The 20,453-nt window shown below is 41.5% G+C and carries 16 protein-coding genes; 8 read left to right on the top strand and 8 right to left on the bottom strand.

Going from position 1 to position 20,453, the window contains the following annotated elements; translation table 11 throughout:
- The first annotated feature begins 35 nt into the window (after positions 1-35).
- The 3 genes from speA to HMPREF1505_RS01970 all read left to right on the top strand — a co-directional run bounded on the left by speA (position 36) and on the right by HMPREF1505_RS01970 (position 5,892).
- Positions 36-1,928, top strand: coding sequence for a biosynthetic arginine decarboxylase (speA, locus tag HMPREF1505_RS01980; protein ID WP_004358770.1), 1,893 nt, complete (start codon positions 36-38; stop codon positions 1,926-1,928).
- Between the two features lie 587 nt (positions 1,929-2,515).
- A complete protein-coding gene (gene recG / locus HMPREF1505_RS01975) occupies positions 2,516-4,612 on the top strand; it encodes an ATP-dependent DNA helicase RecG (protein WP_036921702.1) in 2,097 nt (698 codons plus the stop codon).
- A 275-nt stretch (positions 4,613-4,887) separates the two neighbouring features.
- Positions 4,888-5,892, top strand: a complete 1,005-nt coding sequence (locus tag HMPREF1505_RS01970) for a M23 family metallopeptidase (protein WP_036921699.1) — start codon at positions 4,888-4,890, stop codon at positions 5,890-5,892.
- Positions 5,893-6,025: 133 nt separating this feature from the next.
- Here HMPREF1505_RS01970 and HMPREF1505_RS01965 read toward each other — a convergent pair whose 3' ends face one another.
- The 8 genes from HMPREF1505_RS01965 to HMPREF1505_RS01925 form a co-directional block, all read right to left on the bottom strand.
- Positions 6,026-7,243, bottom strand: coding sequence for an anaerobic sulfatase-maturation protein (locus HMPREF1505_RS01965; RefSeq protein WP_036921696.1), 1,218 nt, complete (start codon positions 7,241-7,243; stop codon positions 6,026-6,028).
- A 436-nt stretch (positions 7,244-7,679) separates the two neighbouring features.
- Positions 7,680-8,123, bottom strand: coding sequence for a hypothetical protein (locus tag HMPREF1505_RS01960; protein WP_036921693.1), 444 nt, complete (start codon positions 8,121-8,123; stop codon positions 7,680-7,682).
- A 160-nt stretch (positions 8,124-8,283) separates the two neighbouring features.
- A complete protein-coding gene (locus HMPREF1505_RS01955; RefSeq protein ID WP_036921690.1) occupies positions 8,284-9,063 on the bottom strand; it encodes a glycosyltransferase family 2 protein in 780 nt (259 codons plus the stop codon).
- Positions 9,060-10,334 (bottom strand): glycosyltransferase family 4 protein, encoded by a 1,275-nt coding sequence (locus HMPREF1505_RS01950; RefSeq protein WP_036921966.1) that lies wholly within the window; start codon positions 10,332-10,334, stop codon positions 9,060-9,062. The genes HMPREF1505_RS01955 and HMPREF1505_RS01950 overlap by 4 nt, the downstream gene beginning before the upstream one ends.
- Positions 10,335-11,135: 801 nt before the next feature.
- Positions 11,136-11,615, bottom strand: a complete 480-nt coding sequence (locus tag HMPREF1505_RS01940) for a hypothetical protein (protein WP_036921684.1) — start codon at positions 11,613-11,615, stop codon at positions 11,136-11,138.
- Positions 11,605-12,117, bottom strand: coding sequence for an RNA polymerase sigma factor (locus tag HMPREF1505_RS01935; protein WP_036921682.1), 513 nt, complete (start codon positions 12,115-12,117; stop codon positions 11,605-11,607). Before HMPREF1505_RS01935 ends, HMPREF1505_RS01940 begins: the two co-directional genes overlap by 11 nt.
- 496 nt (positions 12,118-12,613) lie before the next feature.
- Positions 12,614-13,306 (bottom strand): 2-C-methyl-D-erythritol 4-phosphate cytidylyltransferase, encoded by a 693-nt coding sequence (locus tag HMPREF1505_RS01930; protein WP_036921679.1) that lies wholly within the window; start codon positions 13,304-13,306, stop codon positions 12,614-12,616.
- A 22-nt stretch (positions 13,307-13,328) separates the two neighbouring features.
- Positions 13,329-13,898, bottom strand: a complete 570-nt coding sequence (locus HMPREF1505_RS01925) for a DJ-1 family glyoxalase III (protein ID WP_004358760.1) — start codon at positions 13,896-13,898, stop codon at positions 13,329-13,331.
- Positions 13,899-14,032: 134 nt separating this feature from the next.
- On the opposite strand from HMPREF1505_RS01925, the gene HMPREF1505_RS01920 reads away from it, so the two are divergent.
- The 5 genes from HMPREF1505_RS01920 to HMPREF1505_RS01900 all read left to right on the top strand — a co-directional run bounded on the left by HMPREF1505_RS01920 (position 14,033) and on the right by HMPREF1505_RS01900 (position 20,441).
- Positions 14,033-14,923: an NAD kinase gene (locus HMPREF1505_RS01920; RefSeq protein ID WP_013264842.1), complete on the top strand. Its 891-nt coding sequence runs from the start codon at positions 14,033-14,035 to the stop codon at positions 14,921-14,923.
- 147 nt (positions 14,924-15,070) lie between these two features.
- Entirely contained in the window at positions 15,071-16,750 is a 1,680-nt protein-coding gene (locus HMPREF1505_RS01915; protein WP_036921676.1) for an ABC transporter ATP-binding protein, read from the top strand.
- 128 nt (positions 16,751-16,878) lie between these two features.
- Positions 16,879-17,808: a redoxin domain-containing protein gene (locus HMPREF1505_RS01910; RefSeq protein ID WP_036921674.1), complete on the top strand. Its 930-nt coding sequence runs from the start codon at positions 16,879-16,881 to the stop codon at positions 17,806-17,808.
- A gap of 378 nt (positions 17,809-18,186) precedes the next feature.
- Positions 18,187-18,684 carry a hypothetical protein gene (locus HMPREF1505_RS01905; protein WP_036921671.1) on the top strand — a complete coding sequence of 166 codons (498 nt, stop codon included), beginning with the start codon at positions 18,187-18,189 and terminating at the stop codon, positions 18,682-18,684.
- Between the two features lie 308 nt (positions 18,685-18,992).
- Entirely contained in the window at positions 18,993-20,441 is a 1,449-nt protein-coding gene (locus tag HMPREF1505_RS01900) for a hypothetical protein (protein WP_036921668.1), read from the top strand.
- The last annotated feature ends 12 nt before the right edge of the window (positions 20,442-20,453 follow it).

Below are 20,453 nucleotides of genomic sequence, written 5' to 3'. Positions count from 1 at the left end.
AATTCAAGATTATATATAGGGACAGAAGAATAGAAATGAAAAAGTGGACGATTGAAGATTCTCAAGAGTTGTACAACATCTCAGGGTGGGGTACATCTTACTTTGGTATTAACGAATCGGGTGATGTGTATGTAACACCTTGTAAGGACAATACACAAGTTGACTTACGTGACGTTATGGACGAACTCGCCCTGCGTGATGTGACACCTCCAGTGTTGCTCCGTTTCCCGGATATTCTCGATAACCGTATCGAGAAAACATCCTCTTGCTTTGAGAAAGCAAGGAAGGAATATGATTTCAAAGCAGAGAACTTCATCATCTATCCTATTAAGGTAAACCAGATGCAGCCAGTAGTTGAGGAGATTATCTCCCATGGACGTAAGTTCAACTTGGGTTTGGAAGCTGGTTCAAAGCCTGAGTTGCACGCTGTGATTGCCGTACAGTGTCAGAGCGATTCGCTCATTATCTGTAACGGATATAAGGACCAGAGCTATATTGAACTGGCTTTGTTAGCACAGAAGATGGGTAAGCGTATCTTCATTGTGGTGGAGAAACTCAATGAAATCGACCTTATCGCACGTGCAGCAAAGAAGTTGAATGTAAAGCCAAACCTCGGTATTCGCATCAAACTTGCATCCAGTGGTTCTGGTAAGTGGGCTGATAGTGGTGGCGACGCTTCTAAGTTTGGTCTTACTTCTTCTGAACTCTTGCAGGCTTTAGAAACGCTTGATAACAAGGGATTGCACGATTGTTTGCATCTTATCCACTTCCATATCGGTTCACAGATTACGAAGATTCGTCGTATTCAGACTGCTCTCAACGAGGCTGCACAGTATTATGTGAACCTCAGAAAGATGGGTTATAACGTTGATTTCGTTGACTGTGGCGGTGGCTTAGGTGTCGACTACGATGGTACCCGTTCTGCAAGTAGCGAAAGTTCTGTCAACTATAGCATTCAAGAATATGTCAACGACTGCGTCTATACCTTTGTTGATGCAGCCAATAAGAATGATATTCCACATCCAAACATCATCACAGAGAGTGGTAGAAGTCTTTCTGCTCATCACTCTGTCCTCGTGATTGATGTACTTGAAACCGCCTCTCTGCCAGAGATGTCAGAGGATTTTGAGGCAAAGGATACTGACCATCAGTTAGTAAAAGACCTCTACGATATCTGGGATAACCTTGATTCTCGTAACATGTTAGAGGACTGGCACGATGCTGAGCAGATCCGTGAGGAGGCGTTAGAGTTGTTCTCTCATGGCTTAGTAGACCTAAAGACACGTGCTGAGATTGAGGCAATGTATTGGAGTGTATGCCATGAAATCAACAATTTGGCAAAGAATATGAAGCATGTGCCTGATGAGTTGCGCAATATGGATAAGCTTCTTGCAGACAAATATTTCTGTAACTTCTCACTTTTCCAGTCTCTTCCAGACAGTTGGGCGATAGATCAACTCTTCCCAGTAATGCCAATCCAACGACTCAATGAGCGTCCATCGCGTAATGCTACATTGCAGGATATCACCTGTGATAGCGACGGTAAGATATCAAACTTCGTTGCAATGGGTCGCAGTAGTCACGTTCTTCCTATTCACGCATTGAAGAAGAATGAGCCTTATTACCTCGGTGTCTTCCTCGTTGGAGCTTATCAAGAGATTTTAGGTGACATGCACAACCTCTTTGGTGATACCAATGCCGTACATGTTTCAGTAAAGGATGGCAGCTATCATATCGATCAGATCTTTGATGGTGAGACGGTTGAAGAGGTATTGGAGTATGTTCAGTACAATCCAAAGAAGCTCGTTCGTCAACTCGAAATATGGGTGACAAAGAGCGTAAAGCAGGGTAAGATTTCACTTGAGGAGGGTAAAGAGTTCCTCAGTAACTACCGCAGCGGACTCTACGGTTATACCTATTTGGAGTAAACTAAAATTCTCTTAGAAGAGTAGGGTAGCTGTAGTTATATCATAGAATTATCATTGACAATCTGTAGGGGCGCATAGCTCGTGCGTCAACCATGAACATTTCGTTTCGGACGCATGTGCTGTGCGTCCCTACGTTTATTAATACAGAGCGTCAAAATATGGTGTTTAAGTAGGTTATAAGGTATGTCTACTCTGCTGTTTTATCCTCGTTCTTTCTAAAAGAAGCGTACTTTTACCGAATTATTTTCATGATAATAAATATTTTTCTTCACGAAAATAAATCTTTTTCTTCATGATAATAAATAATTATTTTCATGAAAATAATTCAGAGTAAGTGGCCTTCAACGTGAGAGAGGATACTGAATAATGGCTTTATTTACACATGATAGTATCCTTCAAGAGGGTTATGAGAGTTGATGAATAGCCGAATTAAGGGCTTATCAGTTAAGTGTTTATAGAGTTGTAAAGGTCAATAACAATCAATAATCATAATTCTAACGTAGAGATGAGAACGCCTTTCGAATAATTGTGGGTTAAGGAATTAAACACAATTGTGAGTTTTGAGTTATGTATTATGAGTTAAAGGAATGGATATACTATCGCAAGACATAATGTATTTACCAGGTGTGGGGCCACATCGTAAGGAGATTCTGGGCAAAGAACTTGGAATCCATACCTATCGTGACCTGCTCGAATACTTCCCTTACAAATATGTTGACCGTACAAAGTTATATCTTATTTCAGAGCTTTCACAAGATATGCCGTTTGTGCAAATCAAAGGAAGAATCCTCAGTTTTGAGGAAGCTGAGATGGGAAAACGTAAGAAACGTATCGTTGCACACTTCACCGATGGACATGGTGTCTGTGATATCGTATGGTTTAATGGTACGAAGTATATCTATCAGAACTATCAAGTAAACAAGGAATATATTATCTTTGGTAAGCCTACCTTCTTCAATGGTAGATTTCAGTTTACGCATCCTGACATTGATGATGCGTCTCAGTTGCAACTCAATGACATGGGTATGCAACCCTTCTATGTCACAACAGAGAAGATGAAGAAGGCTGGTATCACTTCACGTGCTGTGGAGAAACTGACAAAGATGTTGATTAGTAAGCTTACTGAACCTTTAGAAGAGACACTTCCACCATTCATTACAACCCACTTGCATCTCATCTCACGGGATGCTGCTATGCGCAAGATTCATTACCCAAAGTCGGTTGATGACACCCAGCGCGCCCGTGTACGTCTGAAGTTTGAAGAACTCTTCTACGTGCAACTTAACATCCTTCGCTATGCCAGCGACCATCGTCGCAAATACCGAGGCTATATATTTAATAGGATTGGAGCACAGTTTAATTGGTTCTACTCCCATAACCTGCCTTTTGAACTTACTGGAGCACAGAAAAGAGTGATGCATGAGATACGTGCAGACATGGCAAGTGGACGACAGATGAACCGTTTGTTACAGGGCGATGTAGGCTCTGGCAAGACCCTTGTAGCGCTGATGTCTATGCTTATTGCTATCGACAACGGCTATCAGGCTTGTATGATGGCACCTACGGAGATACTTGCAGAACAACATCTCCAGACGATAAAAGAGTTTCTCAAGGGAATGAACTTGCGTGTTGAACTGTTGACGGGTATCGTGAAGGGGAAGAAACGACAAGAAGTATTGGACGGACTCATCGACGGTTCTATTAATATTGTTGTAGGAACGCACGCCATTATAGAGGATAAAGTGCAGTTCCAGCATCTCGGTATGGCTGTTGTCGACGAGCAACACCGCTTTGGTGTGGAGCAACGCGCAAAGCTATGGAGTAAGAGTGAGAATCCTCCACACGTATTGGTTATGACGGCTACGCCTATACCACGTACGCTTGCGATGACCATCTATGGCGACCTTGATGTCTCTATCATCGACGAGTTGCCACCAGGACGTAAGCCAATACAGACGATTCATAAGTATGATGACCAGATGGCGAGCCTTTATAGTGGTATAAGACAGCAGATTAACTTAGGGCGCCAAGTGTATATCGTCTATCCACTCATCAAGGAAAGCGAGCGTATGGACCTCAAAAACCTTGAGGATGGCTTTGAGGCTATGCAAGATATCTTCCCTGAATTCCAGCTAAGTAAGATTCATGGAAAGATGAAGGATAAGGAAAAAGAAGCCGAGATGCAGAAGTTTGTCAGTGGACAAACACAGATACTCGTTGCCACAACAGTGATAGAGGTAGGTGTAAACGTACCTAATGCCAGCGTAATGGTTATTCTCGATGCCCAGCGTTTTGGACTTTCTCAACTACATCAGTTGCGTGGTCGTGTTGGTCGTGGTGCTGAACAGAGTTATTGTATCCTTGTTACCAACCACAAACTAACCAAGGAAACCAGAAAACGTATTGATATTATGTGCGATACAAATGATGGTTTTGAAATAGCGGAAGCCGACCTCAAGTTGCGTGGACCTGGTGATTTGGAGGGTACACAGCAAAGTGGTATAGCCTTCGACCTTAAAATTGCCGATATTGCTCGTGATGGACAGATTGTTCAGATGGCACGAGAAGAGGCACAAAAGATTATCGACGACGACCCAACTTGTCAAAAAATAGAATATAACATGCTCTGGGAGAGACTTAAAGCGTTAAGAAAGACTAATATAAACTGGGCTGCTATTTCATAGAAAACTACACCATAAAATTGGCCTCAAACGCCCTGTTTTAGCGACTTGACATAAATCATGTGGAGGCGAAAATACGTATTATTCCTTTGTTAAACAGGCTAAAAAAATAGCTAAGGTGCAATTTATTCTATATTTTTTCGTTATCTTTGCGAAGTCTTTCGGTAAAAAGTTTCGTACTTTTATGAAGTTTATCAACGACTTAACCGATAGAAAGGGATATGAAAATCTGTCCCGTGCCGCAAGGCATCCGAGTGTAGAAATAAAATAACTTGATTATGACTTTTAAGAAAATAGTTAGGACTTTTGCTCTAACATCTCTCTTAACTTTGACAGCCCATTCAGCAAATGCCCAAGACTTGCTTGCCCGTCAAGCACCAATCGACCGCCGTGCTAAAGCATTAGACACAATGGTTATTAATCGTCTTCGCGAAGCTGAAGATATTGAAGAGCCATCATCTGAGCTCTATAATGATTGGAATAACAATTATGCACACCGTGGAGGTAACCTCCCAGATGTATACAAAATTGATCTTCGTGGCTTCCATATGCCAACACCAAGCCGTGTGATTACAAGTAACTTCGGACGCCGTTGGGGTCGTCGTCACCAAGGATTGGATATCAAAGTGTATATTGGCGATACTATTCGTGCAGCCTTCTCTGGTAAGGTTCGTGTAGTAAAATACGATGGAAACGGATATGGTAAGTATATTGTTATCCGTCATAATAACGGTCTTGAGACCATTTATGGCCACCTTTCAAAGCAAATAGTAAGTCCAAACCAGACTGTTCGTGCTGGTCAGCCTATCGGATTAGGTGGTAATACTGGTCGTTCTACAGGTTCTCACCTTCACTTCGAAACTCGTTTGGCAGGTGTAGCTTTGAATCCAGCACTCTTCTTCGACTTCGCTAACCAAGATGTTACTGGCGACTACTATGTATTCCATCGCAACACTGTAGCGCAAGAGTCTGAGCGTGCAACAGCCGTTCGTGGTACTTCTTCAAGCCTTGGTTACTCTCGTGAGAATATTCAAGGAAGAGGCAACCAAAGTTATAATTCACGTCAGGAGAGAAGTTACAACACTGATTTCTCAAGTCGTACACCACGTAATGAGGCAAGTGCTGATAACGGAAAGATTTTCTATCACAAGGTGGCTAATGGTGAAACCTTAGAAACGATAGCCAAACAGCATGGCATTAGTATCGATCAGTTGTGCCGTCAGAACCGCATAGGCAGATTGACACGAGTATCAGAGGGACAGCTACTCTCAATTACGAAGTAAACATTTAACCCATTATACAAACAGCTCCGATGGACATAGTCTATCGGAGCTGTTTTCGTTTATAGTCTTTTCTGTTTATAAGAACAAAAGGAAAGCGAATTAAGTCGGATATGGAGTAAACTCAAAGGGAGTTTTACTTCCCGAACACTTGATTCATTACATTAGCAGGTGGGCGCTGATTCTCCAGTTCGTTCTTCATAAAGTCCATATAAGGCGCTACATGCTCGAAGAACTGATAATACCCCTTGCAGAGATAGTTAAGTCCAGGATTGCCGTAACAATCGCGAATAAAACGATTCTTCGGACACTCTCCATGACAAGCAAACTGATACTTGCACTCCTTACACTGTTGTGGAAGAAGTCTATACTTCATCTTGGAAAAGTCCTTCTGTCGGTCGCTATTCATCATCTCATAAATGGTATGCTGTGACAAGTTGCCAAGTTTATGTTCTGGATAAACGAAGTGATCACACGAATAAACATCACCATTATACTCCATAACACCTGCATGACCGCACTCTTTTGCCATGGTACAAATACCTGGTGCAACGCCAACCCAATTCGCTAAAGTGGCATCAAAGAGCTGTATATAGTATTCGCCTACATCATGGTGTACCCACTCATCGAAGATGGTACAGAGGAAATTACCCCATTGTTCAGCCGTCACAGAGAAGTCGGTTAGCTCACCACCTTCCTGCATTCCTGGTGCTAAGGTCAGTCCATCTGTACGCTTTACAATACGCTCTACGATGGGTGTAAACTGTATATAACGGCAGCCAATCTCCTTGAAGAAGTGATAAAAGTCTAACGGATAGTCTGCATTAAAGTCGTTGACTACGGCGAGAGCATTCCACTCAACCCCATGTTTGTTCAATAAGTCTATACCTTTCATCACCTGATGAAAGGAAGGTTTACCCATTGCGTTGCGGCGATACTCGTCATGGAACTCTTGTGGACCATCAATAGAGACACCCACAAGGAAGTTATTTTCCTTGAAGAAACGACACCACTCATCGTTTAGTAGAATACCATTTGTCTGAATGCTATTGTCTATCTGGCGGCCACGAGCGTAATAACGCTGCAGTTCCAACGCACGACGATAGAACGAGATAGGACGCATTAGTGTCTCACCACCATGCCATGTGAAGAGGACTTGTGGCGTTGTCTGTGCCTCAATGTATTCCTTGATGAATTTCTCAAGTAACGCATCGGTAATAACATGATTCTTATTATCGTCATAAAGCTTACTCTTCTCCAAGTAATAACAATACTTACACCGCAGGTTACAAAGCGAACCAGCTGGTTTCAGCATGATATACATGGGATGACTAAAGGGAACAATGGTATTCATAATAATCTTGTTTCGGGTGGCAAAGGTAGTCAATTATTTACTAATGGCAAAACATTCCAGATGACTTATTAAGCCCTTGCCGGTCATTGACTCATGAACTCTCTTATAAGAGTAGATAAAAATGACTTCGTATAGTCGCATTTTGCAGGGTGTTTAGGGGCTAACACTAATGGTGTTTACCAACTGCACCACACGTGCTAAGCCTTAACACGATATGTGCGAAGCATCCGCACATCATGTGCGGAGCAATTACGCAGTAATAAAAAGCGGAAAGAAAACTTCATTCAGCATGTCATAATATGTCGTGATGGTAATAGAACTAACTGATAGAAGGTCTTGTTTACGGAATAAGAGAAATTAAAAAAAATGTTCCAAGACTATTGACCGCAAAAGGTTTTAGCCTTGGAACACGCCATATATAGTGTGAAACGAAATCTTACTTAGAGGTTGTCGTGTCTGGTTTAAAAGAGTCTGAGATTCCTTTACCTAATTTCTTAAAGAACTTCTTGCCATCGGCACCAATCTTACGGGTTACCTCTCCCATAGTCTTGGTTTCACGTTTAATCACCTTACCCATGCCACGTGAGAAAGTCTTAAAGCCGTCTCTAACCTCTGTTTCGCCAGACTCATTGTTGTCTGGTAGCGGTGCATAGGTTGAGTTATTACTATTTGCATTGCCATTGTTGGAAGTCTTAGGCTTTGATACATTAGAAGAATTCGCAGCCTTTGAATTGCGATTGGCTTGCTTCGCTGCAGCCTGCTTATTTGCTCTTACCATGCCTGGTGATGCTCCAGCAATACCACTATACTCTGTTTGTGCTGATACCGAAAGGCATAGCAGCAACAAAGCTACTAACATTTTAATTCTCATTCTTTCCATTTTCGTACGTTTTATTAGGTGAAGGGGACAGAGCATGAACTTACTCTAAACGTCCCCATAATAATACTACTTACTGATAAAACGATTTTATAGCGCAGAAATTGCAGCCCTTAACAATCAATAGGACGTATTAAGGGCATTTAAACCAAAGGAAGTCTACCTATTTTATTAAACTACGTACGGCAAACCATGCATGAAGGAGGACTGTTTGAATCAGTCCATAGTGCTTACACATCACATCAAAACGCTCACGGAGCGACTCTTTGTGATGAAGGGTTGTTTGTCCTTCTCGTACATAATTTGCTACAACGGCATGGATATTACGTAAAAGAAGTTGCTGACGTTCGCCCTCTTTCATGACACGTATACACCAATCGACATCTGCTGAATAGCGATAAGTTGTATCATATAATAGTGAACGAGCGATGTCTAAGCGAGCATAAAATGCTTGATGGCATACTAACATACCATAACGGAAAGAACGCCATGTGAGTCGTTCTGATGGACTTAGCCTGCGGTGGCTAATAAAGTTGCCCTTTTCGTCAATGATGTCTGTATCGCCAAAGAGGACGGCAGGGAGTTCCTCGCCATCTCCAACAACAGCAGCAAGTACCACCTTGTCTAATGTATCGGGATTAGGGAAGCGGTCACCTGCATTCAGGAAGACAATATAATCGCCGGTAGCCTGTTGTAAGCCTTTATTCATTGCGTCATAAAGTCCTTCGTCTGGCTCGCTTTGAATACGTACGACATGCTCATTTTCAGCCTCGTCAGACAGCTGCTGATAGGCTTTGGCAATCTCTAAAGTGTTGTCTGTTGAGGCTCCATCAATGATGATATGCTCCACATGAGGATAGTCCTGCATGAGCACACTGTCAAGTGTCGGTTGCAGAACCGAAGCTGCATTATAGGTTATAGTGACTACTGAAAATGTGATCATAATCGGAAATTCTTATAGGCGAGTGCCTCATTATATACTTCAAGATATTGCATTGCGACACTACGTTGTGAATAACAGCGCAGTACTTTCCCAACAGCTGCTTCTGAAAGGGCTGTGTAGTCGGACTCATCAAGCACCCAGTGTATGCCCTTTGCAAGGTCGTCTGCATTGCGTTCTGCCGCTACATAGCCATTCTTACAATGGTCTATCATCTCTGGTATTCCTCCAACCTTAAAGCCTATCGAAGGTACACCACATGCCATTGCCTCCATAATAGTATTAGGGAGGTTCTCTGACAAGGAGGGTAAGACAAACACGTCGCAAGCATTATAGACATCAACTATCTGTTGGGTGTCATTAACATAACCCAACTCACAGACTTCAAAATCGAACTCCTCCCTAAGATCTTCTGCATGTCCTCCGAGTATAGCCACGGCAGTGTTGTCCACCATCTCTGGGTATTTCGTAGCCAATTGGTGGCATGCTTCGACAAGATAAGAAATACCCTTATTTACATTTGTTACTCGTTGTGAGGCGAAAAGGATTATCTTTTTATTCAAAGGGAGCCCTATCTTTATACGTGCCTGCTTGCTGTCGGCAGGATGGAAAACGTGTGTATCAATGGGATTAGGGATAGAACGCACCTGTTGACCAGCGAGAATAGCACTCTTGCGAGCCTCTTTTTCAAGCCACTTACTACATGTAACAAACATGACGTTACGCCCTTCAAGCATCTTCTTCTTACGTTCTAAGACTCGATGAGATAGGTCGTTTGTAGAGCCACCATTGGGTAGCAAGCGGCAATTACCACATGCCGACTGATAGCGTAGACAGTTTAATGTAATATGACAAATGCCTGTTGCAGGCCAAATATCATGCATTGTCCACACGACAGGCTTCCCACTGTCAAGAATCTTACGGATACCTTTCAGCGAGAGCATACCCTGATTAATCCAAGACAAGTGTATGATATCAGCCTCTTTGAACTCGCGTAGCTTCGTAATGTCCGTTCCTGTGTTTGCTAAGTCTATCTCAAAGAGGTGGTTTCGAGAGAAATGAAGGTTCCAATATACGCAGAAACGCTCCCATAACAAGTTCCATTGGTTACGCCATTCGTGCCCAAGACTGACCACAGTGATGTCATCTGTCAGTTTATCTCGTACTAACATCTTTGCCTTCACTCCGTTATTATTCAGAGCATCTTTGAGTCGGTTGGCTGCAACAGCAGCACCACCTGTTTTCTCACTGGTATTTACAATCAGTATTCTCATTGATATATCATTTGCAGCAAAGTTACAAGAAAACAGATAAAAAGCCAAGAAAAGTGACTAAATATTGATTGTTTGCGCACACAAAGGGTTGATATGTATCAAGAAAAGATAGTCTTCAATATAAAAGTCAATGTAAATGTTGCACAATACTTGAAAACATTCTAACTTTGCATTGTCAAAAGGTTAATAGATTGTTTAGGTTAGTAGTAATAGATTTAGGTTTTTAGTTATTTTATTAAGGTAAAAGTTTAACGATTGATCAAGGATGACAAAGGTGACCGTGAGGTTCCCTTTCATTTGAAAAGATTTCTTAGTTAAACATACTAATAACGCCGAAGCTCGTTGAGAGTCTCGGCGTTTTTCTTCTTTAAACATTGCCCTTTGGACATTGAACTTTACCCTTTGAACATTGAACTTTACCCTTTGAACATTGAACTTTGAGTTTTGAACTTTGTCTTTAGGCATCATCAGTAATCATAATTAAGCCCTTTGAACATTGAACTTTACCCTTTGAACATTGAACTTTGAGTCTTGAACTTTGTCTTTACGCGTCATCGGTAATCATAATTATGAATTTTGAATTATGAATTCTGAATTAAACCCAATCATAATTATGAATTTTGAATTATGAATTCTGAATTAATTCTCCTCGTTTTCCAGCATAAGAAGAGCCGACACTCATTAGGAGTATCGGCTCTTCTACGTTAGTATGTTATGAAAAATTTGAGAGAATTGAGACTTCACAGCCTCGAGTTGTTTTACTTAAAATGATTATTTTATAGAGAAAGCATAGAAATTGTCTTACTTTGTGATGGTTGATACAGGTGACTGTATCTTATGTTGTAAGGTGTCGCTCACTACCGAGTCGGCCTTAGCAACAGATGGACCCTCCTGAGGTTTGTTAACAGCTGCAGTGTTTGGGCTTACCTGATGAGCATCATCATCAGAGAAAGCAACCTGCATTGCATTACCTAAGGTAAGGAAGATTGCTACCACAGCAGCTGCCTTGAAGAGTGGCATAAGACGGTGGCGCATTGTTATTACACGAGCCTTTACTGGCTCGTCTTCCTGTATTAGTCCGAGGATTCTCTGGTCAAAGTCATCGCCCAAGACGTCCATCTCCTTCTCATTCTGCTCGTAAACGAACAGAGAACGATAAGGCAGCAACGCAGTTGGGATGTCCTCCTGTGAGAAGAACATACGCAAGATTTCCTCTTCTTGGAGAGAAGTCTCGCAACGCCAGTAGCGTTCCAGTAATTGTTCGATGTACTTATAATCCATAATTGTCTAATTTCAAGTATTTTTGTTTGACCGTTTGGCGAGCTCTAAAGATGTTTACCTTCACTTGCTCTTCGCTGATTTCGAGTATTTCAGCAATCTCTTTGTATGACTTTCCTTCAAAATCTCTTAGCTGCATGCAGCTTCGTTGTTTCTCTGGGAGAGCATCTACAATCTGTTTAACGAGACTGATTTTGTCCTCTTCAATCATTCGGTCTTGAGGATTAGATGAAGCGAGAGGCTCAGCTACTTTCACATCTTCCAAAGAATCATTGTTGTTTTCCTTCTTTTTGATGCGGTCGAGCGAAAGGTTTCGACATACGGTGAGGCTAAATGCTTCGATAGAATCGATGTTTTCCCACTCGTATCGGCGGTTCCAGACCTTTATCAGTGTGTCCTGAACGATGTCCTCAGCCTCAGCTCTGTTGAGCGTGATACGGAGTGCAAGCCGGAAGAGTTCATTCTTCAACGGCAACACATCGTTACGGAAACTGACTTTTTTCATCTTCTCTCTGTTTAAATGACGCTTATCTATGGGGGAAAGTTACAAGCATGGGAAAAAAATGCTGTTATTTAACTTTCATTAAGATGTTAGCTATTGTTTTTTGTTGCTTATTATTGCTCTTTTATTTGGCTTTGGGGCTTATTATAAGGGCCTTATAGCGCTCTAACTTATATGATGTTAAAGGATTTTTTTTCATGAAAAGAAATATTTTTCTTCATGAAAAGAAATATTTTTTTTCATGAAAATAAATTCTTCTTTTCGTGAAAATAATTCCGAAATAACGCCCTTTATATTCTTCATCTCTATGCTTTACACATCTTGGTTGTGCTGTTTATCAGTCTTAAACATCATCTTTACACTTCCACTCTTTCGTCTTTCTTATCCAATAACTCCATCAAACTTATCCAATAATTCCATCAAACTCAGTAATCATAATTATGAATTATGAATTATGAATTTTGAATTAATAATAGTAATCATAATTATGAATTGTGAATTATGAATTATGAATTAAAAGAGCTTCTGCCACTTTCAAGTCGAATGGAGTTGTAATCTTAATGTTCTCACGATTTCCTTCCACCATTGTTACCACTTGTCCGAGTCGTTCAACAACGCTCGCATCATCGGTAAAATCGGTACTTTCTTCTTGTTCGTATGCCTGTTTGATAAGCTGAATGTCGAAGACCTGTGGCGTTTGTACGGCTTTATAATTGCTACGCTGTACGTTTCTTCCGCTTGGAGAGTCACCGATAAAACGCAGAGTGTCAGTAACTGGTAATACAGGAATGACCGCTTTTGACGTCTGAGCAGTATCAAAACAACGTGCAATGGTCTCACAAGAGACGAAAGGACGCACCCCATCATGGATGCCAACAAGTCCAACAGCATCTGTAGGAATCATCGAAATACCATTCTTACATGACTGAAAGCGACTTGTACCACCATCAGCTAACTGGTACTCCTCATCGAAATGATACTGCTCACATAGTTCCTTCCAATATGTTTGTTGCTCTTTCGGTAAGACGAGGATAACTTTCAAATCCTTATCGTAGGCATGAAAGCGACTGATCGTGTGCATGAGGACAGGTTTCCCACCGACAGGAAGAAACTGTTTGGGTATGTCTGCTCCCATTCGCAATCCCTTTCCGCCAGCGACGATGATGGCATATTTTGATGTTTTAGACGTCACAATTCTATGCTATGAATATGGTTTATGAATTGAGAAGACGGTCGTAAATCATACCCTTCTTTATCTCTTCCACCTTCTCAGCAGGTAGGAAATAGCTTAGAAGCTGATATCCGTATGGGAAAGAAGCAGCAGGACCGGCACCAGTTGTTACGTTTCCGTCTTCCTGAACAAGTGCTCCTGTGTATTCAGCATCCTCACCTAAGTAGCTTTCCATACCTGGATAAATAGTTGCTTTCTTACCTTTCAACAAGCCAACAGATGCCAATACCAATGGAGCAGCACAGATAGCAGCAACGCGTTTACCTTTTTCAAACTGCTCTTTGAGGGCTTTACGAACGCCTTCGTGCTCGTTCAAGTTTTTTGAACCGGGCATACCGCCAGGCAACATCAGTAAGTCTGCATCCGAGAAGTCGGTTATGTTCTCAAAAAGGAGGTCGGCTTTAACCACTACACCATGTGATGATTCAACGAGATTACTACCTGTAATACTAACCATCTTCACCTCTACGCCTCCACGTCGTAGGATATCGACAGGTGCCAAAGCCTCAACTTCTTCAAAGCCATTAGCGAGAAACTCATATACCTTAGCCATAATTATTTTGTTTTTACGTAATAAATCCAATTAAAATCTTTACTTTTGCAAATGAATAGTGTCTGCAAATATACTAAATATTCATGGTATTGTGTGGCTTGTAAGACTAAAAGAATTAAAAAAGGCATGTTTTTATGGCAGAAAAGAAACTTAGTTTTGCTATCTTCGGCAATGCTTCTAAAGCTTTTGACTCGCTTCAGATAACAGAAATCTTAGACTATCTGAGGGAGCATGAAGCTGATGTATATATTGAACAGAACTTTTATAATAGCCTACAAAAAGAACTTAAGAAGTCGATTTCTATAGCGGGTGTATTCGAGGGGGTAAACTTTGATGTCGATTATGTCATTTCCTTAGGTGGCGATGGTACTTTTCTAAAGGCAGCAAGTAAGGTTGGTCCCAAGCAAATACCTATCATTGGCGTGAATATGGGACGGTTAGGTTTCCTCGCAAATGTTGCTCCAGAAGAAATTAAAGACGTACTCAATAATGTCTTTGAAGGAAGATATGAGATCGAGGAGCGTGCTGTTATCCAACTTGAAGCAGACGGGAAAGCTCTCGAGAACTGCCCTTTTGCCTTGAACGATATTGCAATTTTGAAACGTGATAATGCTGCGATGATATCGATAAAGGCAAGTGTTAATGGCGAATTTTTGGTAACTTATTTGGCTGACGGACTTGTTATCAGTACGCCAACAGGCTCAACAGCTTACTCATTGTCGGTTGGTGGTCCGATTATCGTACCTCAATCAGGCATTTTAAGTATGACTCCTGTAGCCCCACATAGTCTGAATATTCGTCCAATCGTTATCAGTGATGAGGCTGAGATAAAGTTGGAAGTAAAGAGTCGAAGCCACAACTTCCTTGCAGCTGTAGACGGACGGTCAGAGAAACTCAGCGAGGGAGTAACGCTAACGATAAAGAAGGCACCGCATAAGGTGCGTATCGTGAAGGTCTATGGGCAGCGTTTCTTCTCAACACTACGTGAGAAGTTGATGTGGGGAGCTGATACACGCCAGTTTTAGGAAGGCTGATTGTTGGCGAGAAAGGCAGTGAATAGCTTACCATACAGTTTAGTTTTCCTATTCAAACCATCCTTATTAGCTATGCTAACCCAGCTGAAAAGTCTATCATTCCCACACCTTCAATAAAATTAAAAATAAAAGGTAATAATGCTAAGCAAGATAAAGAACCTCTTTCAAATCCCTGAAACGCGTTACACAAGCAAGGAGATATTCCGCTGGTTGTGGAATGCTTGGCGTGGTAATCGTAAGCAGGCGATACTGAATGCTTTGATAGGTATTCTCAGTGTAGTCGTTTCTTTGGCAACAGTATGGGCTGTTCAACATGCCATTGATGTGGCTTCTCATGTCATAGAGGGCAGTATTTATACCGCAGTGAGCATCATGGGAGCGTTGATACTCTGCGATTTCGCGTTGAGTATAGCCTCTGTGTGGGTAAAGAACCTGTTAGGTATCAAGGCACAGAACCGTATGCAACAGCGCATGCTCGACCGTATTCTACGTTCGGAGTGGCACGGAAAAGAGCGTCATCACAGTGGTGACGTACTTAATCGACTGGAATTTGATGTTGCCAATGTGGTAAGTTTCCTCACCGAGACGATACCAAGTTCAGTCTCAACATTGGCTATGTTCCTCGGTGCTTTCTTCTATTTGATGTCGATGGACTGGCGTCTTGCTATTATCATTGTCGTTATGATTCCGCTGTTTGTCCTCATCAGCAAGGTGTATGTACGTCAGATGAGACGACTGACACGTGAAGTTCGCGACTCAGACTCAAAGGTTCAGAGTGTTTTGCAAGAAACGATTCAGCACAGAATGCTCATCAAGACACTTGAAAGTGACGAGATGATTGTTGGAAAGTTAGAGGGAACACAACACGAGTTGCGTCGTAAGGTAGTGCGAAGAACAAAGTTTTCTGTATTCTCAAACCTTGTTTTGAACTTTGGGTTTGCCTTTGGTTATCTTGTTGCTTTCACGTGGGCAGCCCTCCGCATGTCGGCTCATTCGCTGACTTTTGGTGGTATGACAGCCTTTTTACAGTTGGTAAATAAGATTCAAAATCCTGCTCGTCAATTAACGAAATTGGTACCTGCTTTTGTCTCAGTATTCACTGCTGCCGAGCGACTAATGGAGTTAGAGGAGAATCCTTTAGAGGAACAAGGCGAGCCGATAGAGGTGGCAGGACCTTGTGGTATTCGTTTGAATCATGTCGACTATCGTTATGATGATGCCGAACGAGAGATATTGAAGGATCTTGACTTCGATTTCTACCCAGGCTCTTGTACGGCTATTCTTGGTGAGACAGGTGCTGGTAAGACAACACTTGTACGTATGCTCCTTGCCTTGATGAAGCCTAATAAGGGCTCTGTAGAGATTTATAACGAAAAAGAAAGCAGAGAGTTGACACCGCTCATGCGTACCAATTTTGTCTATGTCCCTCAAGGTAACACACTTCTTAGTGGCACAATCCGTGAGAACCTACTACTCGGTAAGGTCGATGCAACGGAAGAAGAGATGATTGCTGTATTAAAGAAGAGCTGTGCTGACTTTGTTTTCCATCTTCCTTTAGGACTCGATACCCTCTGTTCAGAGCAGGGAGGAGGACTCAGTGAAGGACAGGCACAACGCATTGCCATAGCTCGTTCGTTACTGCGTGACCGTAGTATCATGATATTTGATGAGGCAACGTCAGCCCTTGACCCACAGACAGAGCGCGACCTCTTGAAGAATATACTCTCCAATCACGATAAAACGGTGATTTTTATCACCCATCGTCCAGCTGTTGTTGACTATTGCGACCAGACGTTGACCATAGAAAAAATACAATAATGTATTTGCGTTATTCAAAATAAGGTCGTATATTTGCAACATGACTGAAAACTGAAAGGAGAGCTAAAAACTGCAAATTCCAATCTTATTAGTGGAAGGAAGATAAAGAAAATAGAATAAAATTAGATATGAAAAGAATTCTTTTAGCTGTTGTCAGTGTATTTCTTATGTCCGCATCAGTGGCTTTTGCACAGACAACAAACGTTGAACCAACTAAGGATTTAGATGCTAAGTATGCCACGAACATGCTCAAGCCGGGTACTCGTGCGCCTGAGTTTAAGTTGAAGACATACGATGCTAAGGAAATAAAGTTGAGTCAGTATCGTGGTAGTTACGTGGTATTGGATTTCTGGGCAAGCTGGTGTCCAGACTGTCGTCGTGACATTCCTGCCATGAAGGCGCTTTACGAGCAGTTCCGCGATTATGGAGTGCAGTTTGTTGGTATCTCTTTTGATACCGATCGCGAGGTTTGGGCACAGACTTATTGGGGCAAGTATCAGATGCACTGGACACAGGTGAGCGAACTAAAGAAGTTCAGAAAGAATACTGTTATCGACAAGTTGTATAAGATTGATTGGATTCCTTCAATGTATCTCATTGACCCAGAGGGCAAGATTGTCATGGGAACGGTGGAGATTAATAAGCTGAAAGCGAAGTTAGAGTCCCTTTCTCTGACTCCACAGGTTAGTAAGACAGAGGTGCTCCCAACCTTTGAAGGTGGTCAGGAGGCTATAAATAACTATTTTGCACAGAGTCAGCGTCGCAGTATTCAGTCATTCCGTTCAAAGGTACAGGCTGAGATGACCGTTGTTTTCAATGTTGAGATGGATGGCACTGTTACTGGTGCTCGTGTCGTTGACGTAAAGAATGTGAAGGGCACAAGCAAGCACTTTATGAAGATGGATGCTGAAAAACAGAAGCGTGTGTTGGACAACTGTGTGGAATATTACAAAGAGCAGGCAGTTCGTCTTACGAACAATATGCCTAAGTGGAACCCTGCTATGCAGAATGACCGCCCTGTAAAGAGTAAGACAACAGTAAATATTCTCTTCCAGTAAGAGACGGATTAGACAACAATTAAGTTATCAATAAGATGTACAAGGCTGTCCTAACGAGGGCAGCCTTGTGTTTTTTATCCTTTGAAAAGCGCTCTTTTTGAATCCGCCTCCGCATCATCACCCATCGTGTTAGTACTCCGCACCATTGGTGCTTACCCTCCGCACGCTATGTGCTAAGCACTAACACGTATAGAAGAGATGGGTAAGACGAACTTTTATTGACCAATGTTTGGAAACAAGAATATTAATGCTTACTTTTGTGAAAAGTACATAAAGGAAAGGTTATAGTTGATAGTTGCACTGTTTTATAGTGTCTTACGTTCCGATATAGTTAGTAGGATAGATTGATAGCGGTTGACTTTTTATTTTTTTAGAAGGATGAATAAGTTATTATGGTTATGTGGTATAATTGCCTTTGCAGTCGTCAGTTGTACAGAAGGTAATCGAGGTAGTATCAAGAAAAAGGATACACTCAGTGCGTATGACTCCGTTCTTATTGGACGTGATCCCGGCTATAGTTGCGGTCGTACGGAGGTTTATTGGATGTTATATAAGAATGGAAGTGTAACGAAATGTACGCGATCAATATTTGTATCTGACGATGGTAAAGACACTGTCAGAACTGTTCGTTTTAGTGATGATAGTGCTCATCGTGTACAAGAACTTGTTGATGATATGTTCGTCAAGGGTACTGTAAAGGACATTGTGGCGGTAAAAGGTAACGAACATTGCAGTGATATGGGTGGTCTATACATCTATATTTACTATCATGGAAAGACCGTTCGATATGAATATGACTGGGGACAAACAGGTGTAAAATACTCTTCCGAGTTCGATGAACTTATGAATCTATTAAAGGTGCATGATGCTGAATAGGGAGAAAGACGTATAAAAGCAGCGAGAAGAGCATTAGGACTTTCTCATTGTTGTGTCTATATACAAGTTATGCATCCTCTTTATGCTCAATAGATTAGGTTAATTTGGATAAAAATAATAGTAGGCTGTGAAAGTTTCTTTGAATTATTTGTGATTATCCGATAAAAAATGTACTTTTGTGTTCAGTAAGTTAAAACTCTAAAAGGAGGATGAAGAGAGCCTAAAATTATATAGTGTAACGAACTTTTAGATCGCTTTTTAAAATATAAAGACAATCTTAATCATTAACTATTAACGATAAAGTAATTATGAGAACTCTGCTATTATGTGTTATTGCGTTGTGCTCTCAGGTGATGAGTATGACTGCTCAGGTGACAGGAAGAATAGAGTATCCTCACCGTGCTGACTATGAAGATCAGGTCGTGTTGCCTGTGGATGACAAGGGACTGGTCATTCAGTCGTTTGCTAAGGACAGCAAAGAGGGTAAGCGTTACTTCAAGACAGAATTTTATTCAACCGCAATGAAGCTGATAAGTACCGATTCAATATTGATTGATAAGGGTATGTATTTCTATTCAGATGTGGTTGAGAGTGGTGTGCTTTATACTGTTTTGCGTCAGAAGGATGGTTCGTTTATGATCGTTGCTTTCAATCCTGCAACACATAGAATAACCACAACGGATGGTGAATACACCCGTAAAGGGTCGATGAGAAATCTCGTTATTGCGAATGGATCAGTCGTTTTCAGTTCAACACAGAAGAAATTAGACCGCATTGGTATCATTGATTTGAAGACGGGTAATTGCCGATTTACCGATATCCACTTCCCAAAAGTGAAGGATAAGAATATCTTTGTGCTTGAAAATACCGTGATAGACAATACTATCTATGCGTTGGTAGGAGTAGAGACCGATGTCTATCTGCTTCGTCTGGATATGCAGGGCAATCAGTTAGGAGCAAACAATCTCACTGCTGATATTGCTGAACGAATCATCTCGGCATCAGTCTCAAAGGCAGGAAATAAGTTCTTTGTTACAGGAACTTACTCTAAGTCGAAGAAAGGTGGGGCGGAAGGTATTTTCTTCTCAGAGCTGAAAGACGATAGGTTTAATAATATCAAGTTCTACAACTTCTTAAAGTTGAAGAACTTTACGGAGTATATGAGCGACCGTAAGCAAGCAAAGATTGAACGCAGAAAGGAAAAGGCAGAGAAGGCTGGTAAGGAGTATTCGCTGAAGTATTTGATGGCTTCTCATCGTATTATGACGGATGGTAAGGATTACTTCTATCTTGGTGAGGCTTACTATCCTGTTTATCGTACGACTTGGATTGGTAATACAATGATTACAACCTTCGCAGGTTATAACTATACACACGCTGTTCTTGCAAAGTTTGATGTTGCAGGTAATCTGCTTTGGGACGAATGTTTCCCTATGGAGCCACGCCTTATGCCGATGTATGTGAAACATTTTGTTTCTGCAAGTATGAAGGGGAATAATGTGAATCTTCTCTTTACAGATAAGAACAGACTGGTATCTAAACTCTTTAGAAATGCGGATGGAAATGTGATTCAAGACCGTACGTCGGAGATTATAGAAACGGATAATGAAGACGAAGACGTTAAGAAGATGCGTTACTCTAACTCTCAGCACTGGTATGGAGATAACTTCCTCGTCTATGGAACGCAGGTGGTGAAGAATACTAAGACTGGTGAACGCCGTAAAGTGTTTGCTGTTACAAAGTACACTATAAAATAATTGAGCTATGAA

The organism is Prevotella sp. ICM33, assembly GCF_000517825.1.
Taxonomy (GTDB): Bacteria; Bacteroidota; Bacteroidia; order Bacteroidales; family Bacteroidaceae; genus Prevotella; species Prevotella melaninogenica.
The sequence above is the reverse complement of the archived record's forward strand: the minus strand, read 5'-3'. Positions and strand labels throughout refer to the sequence as shown.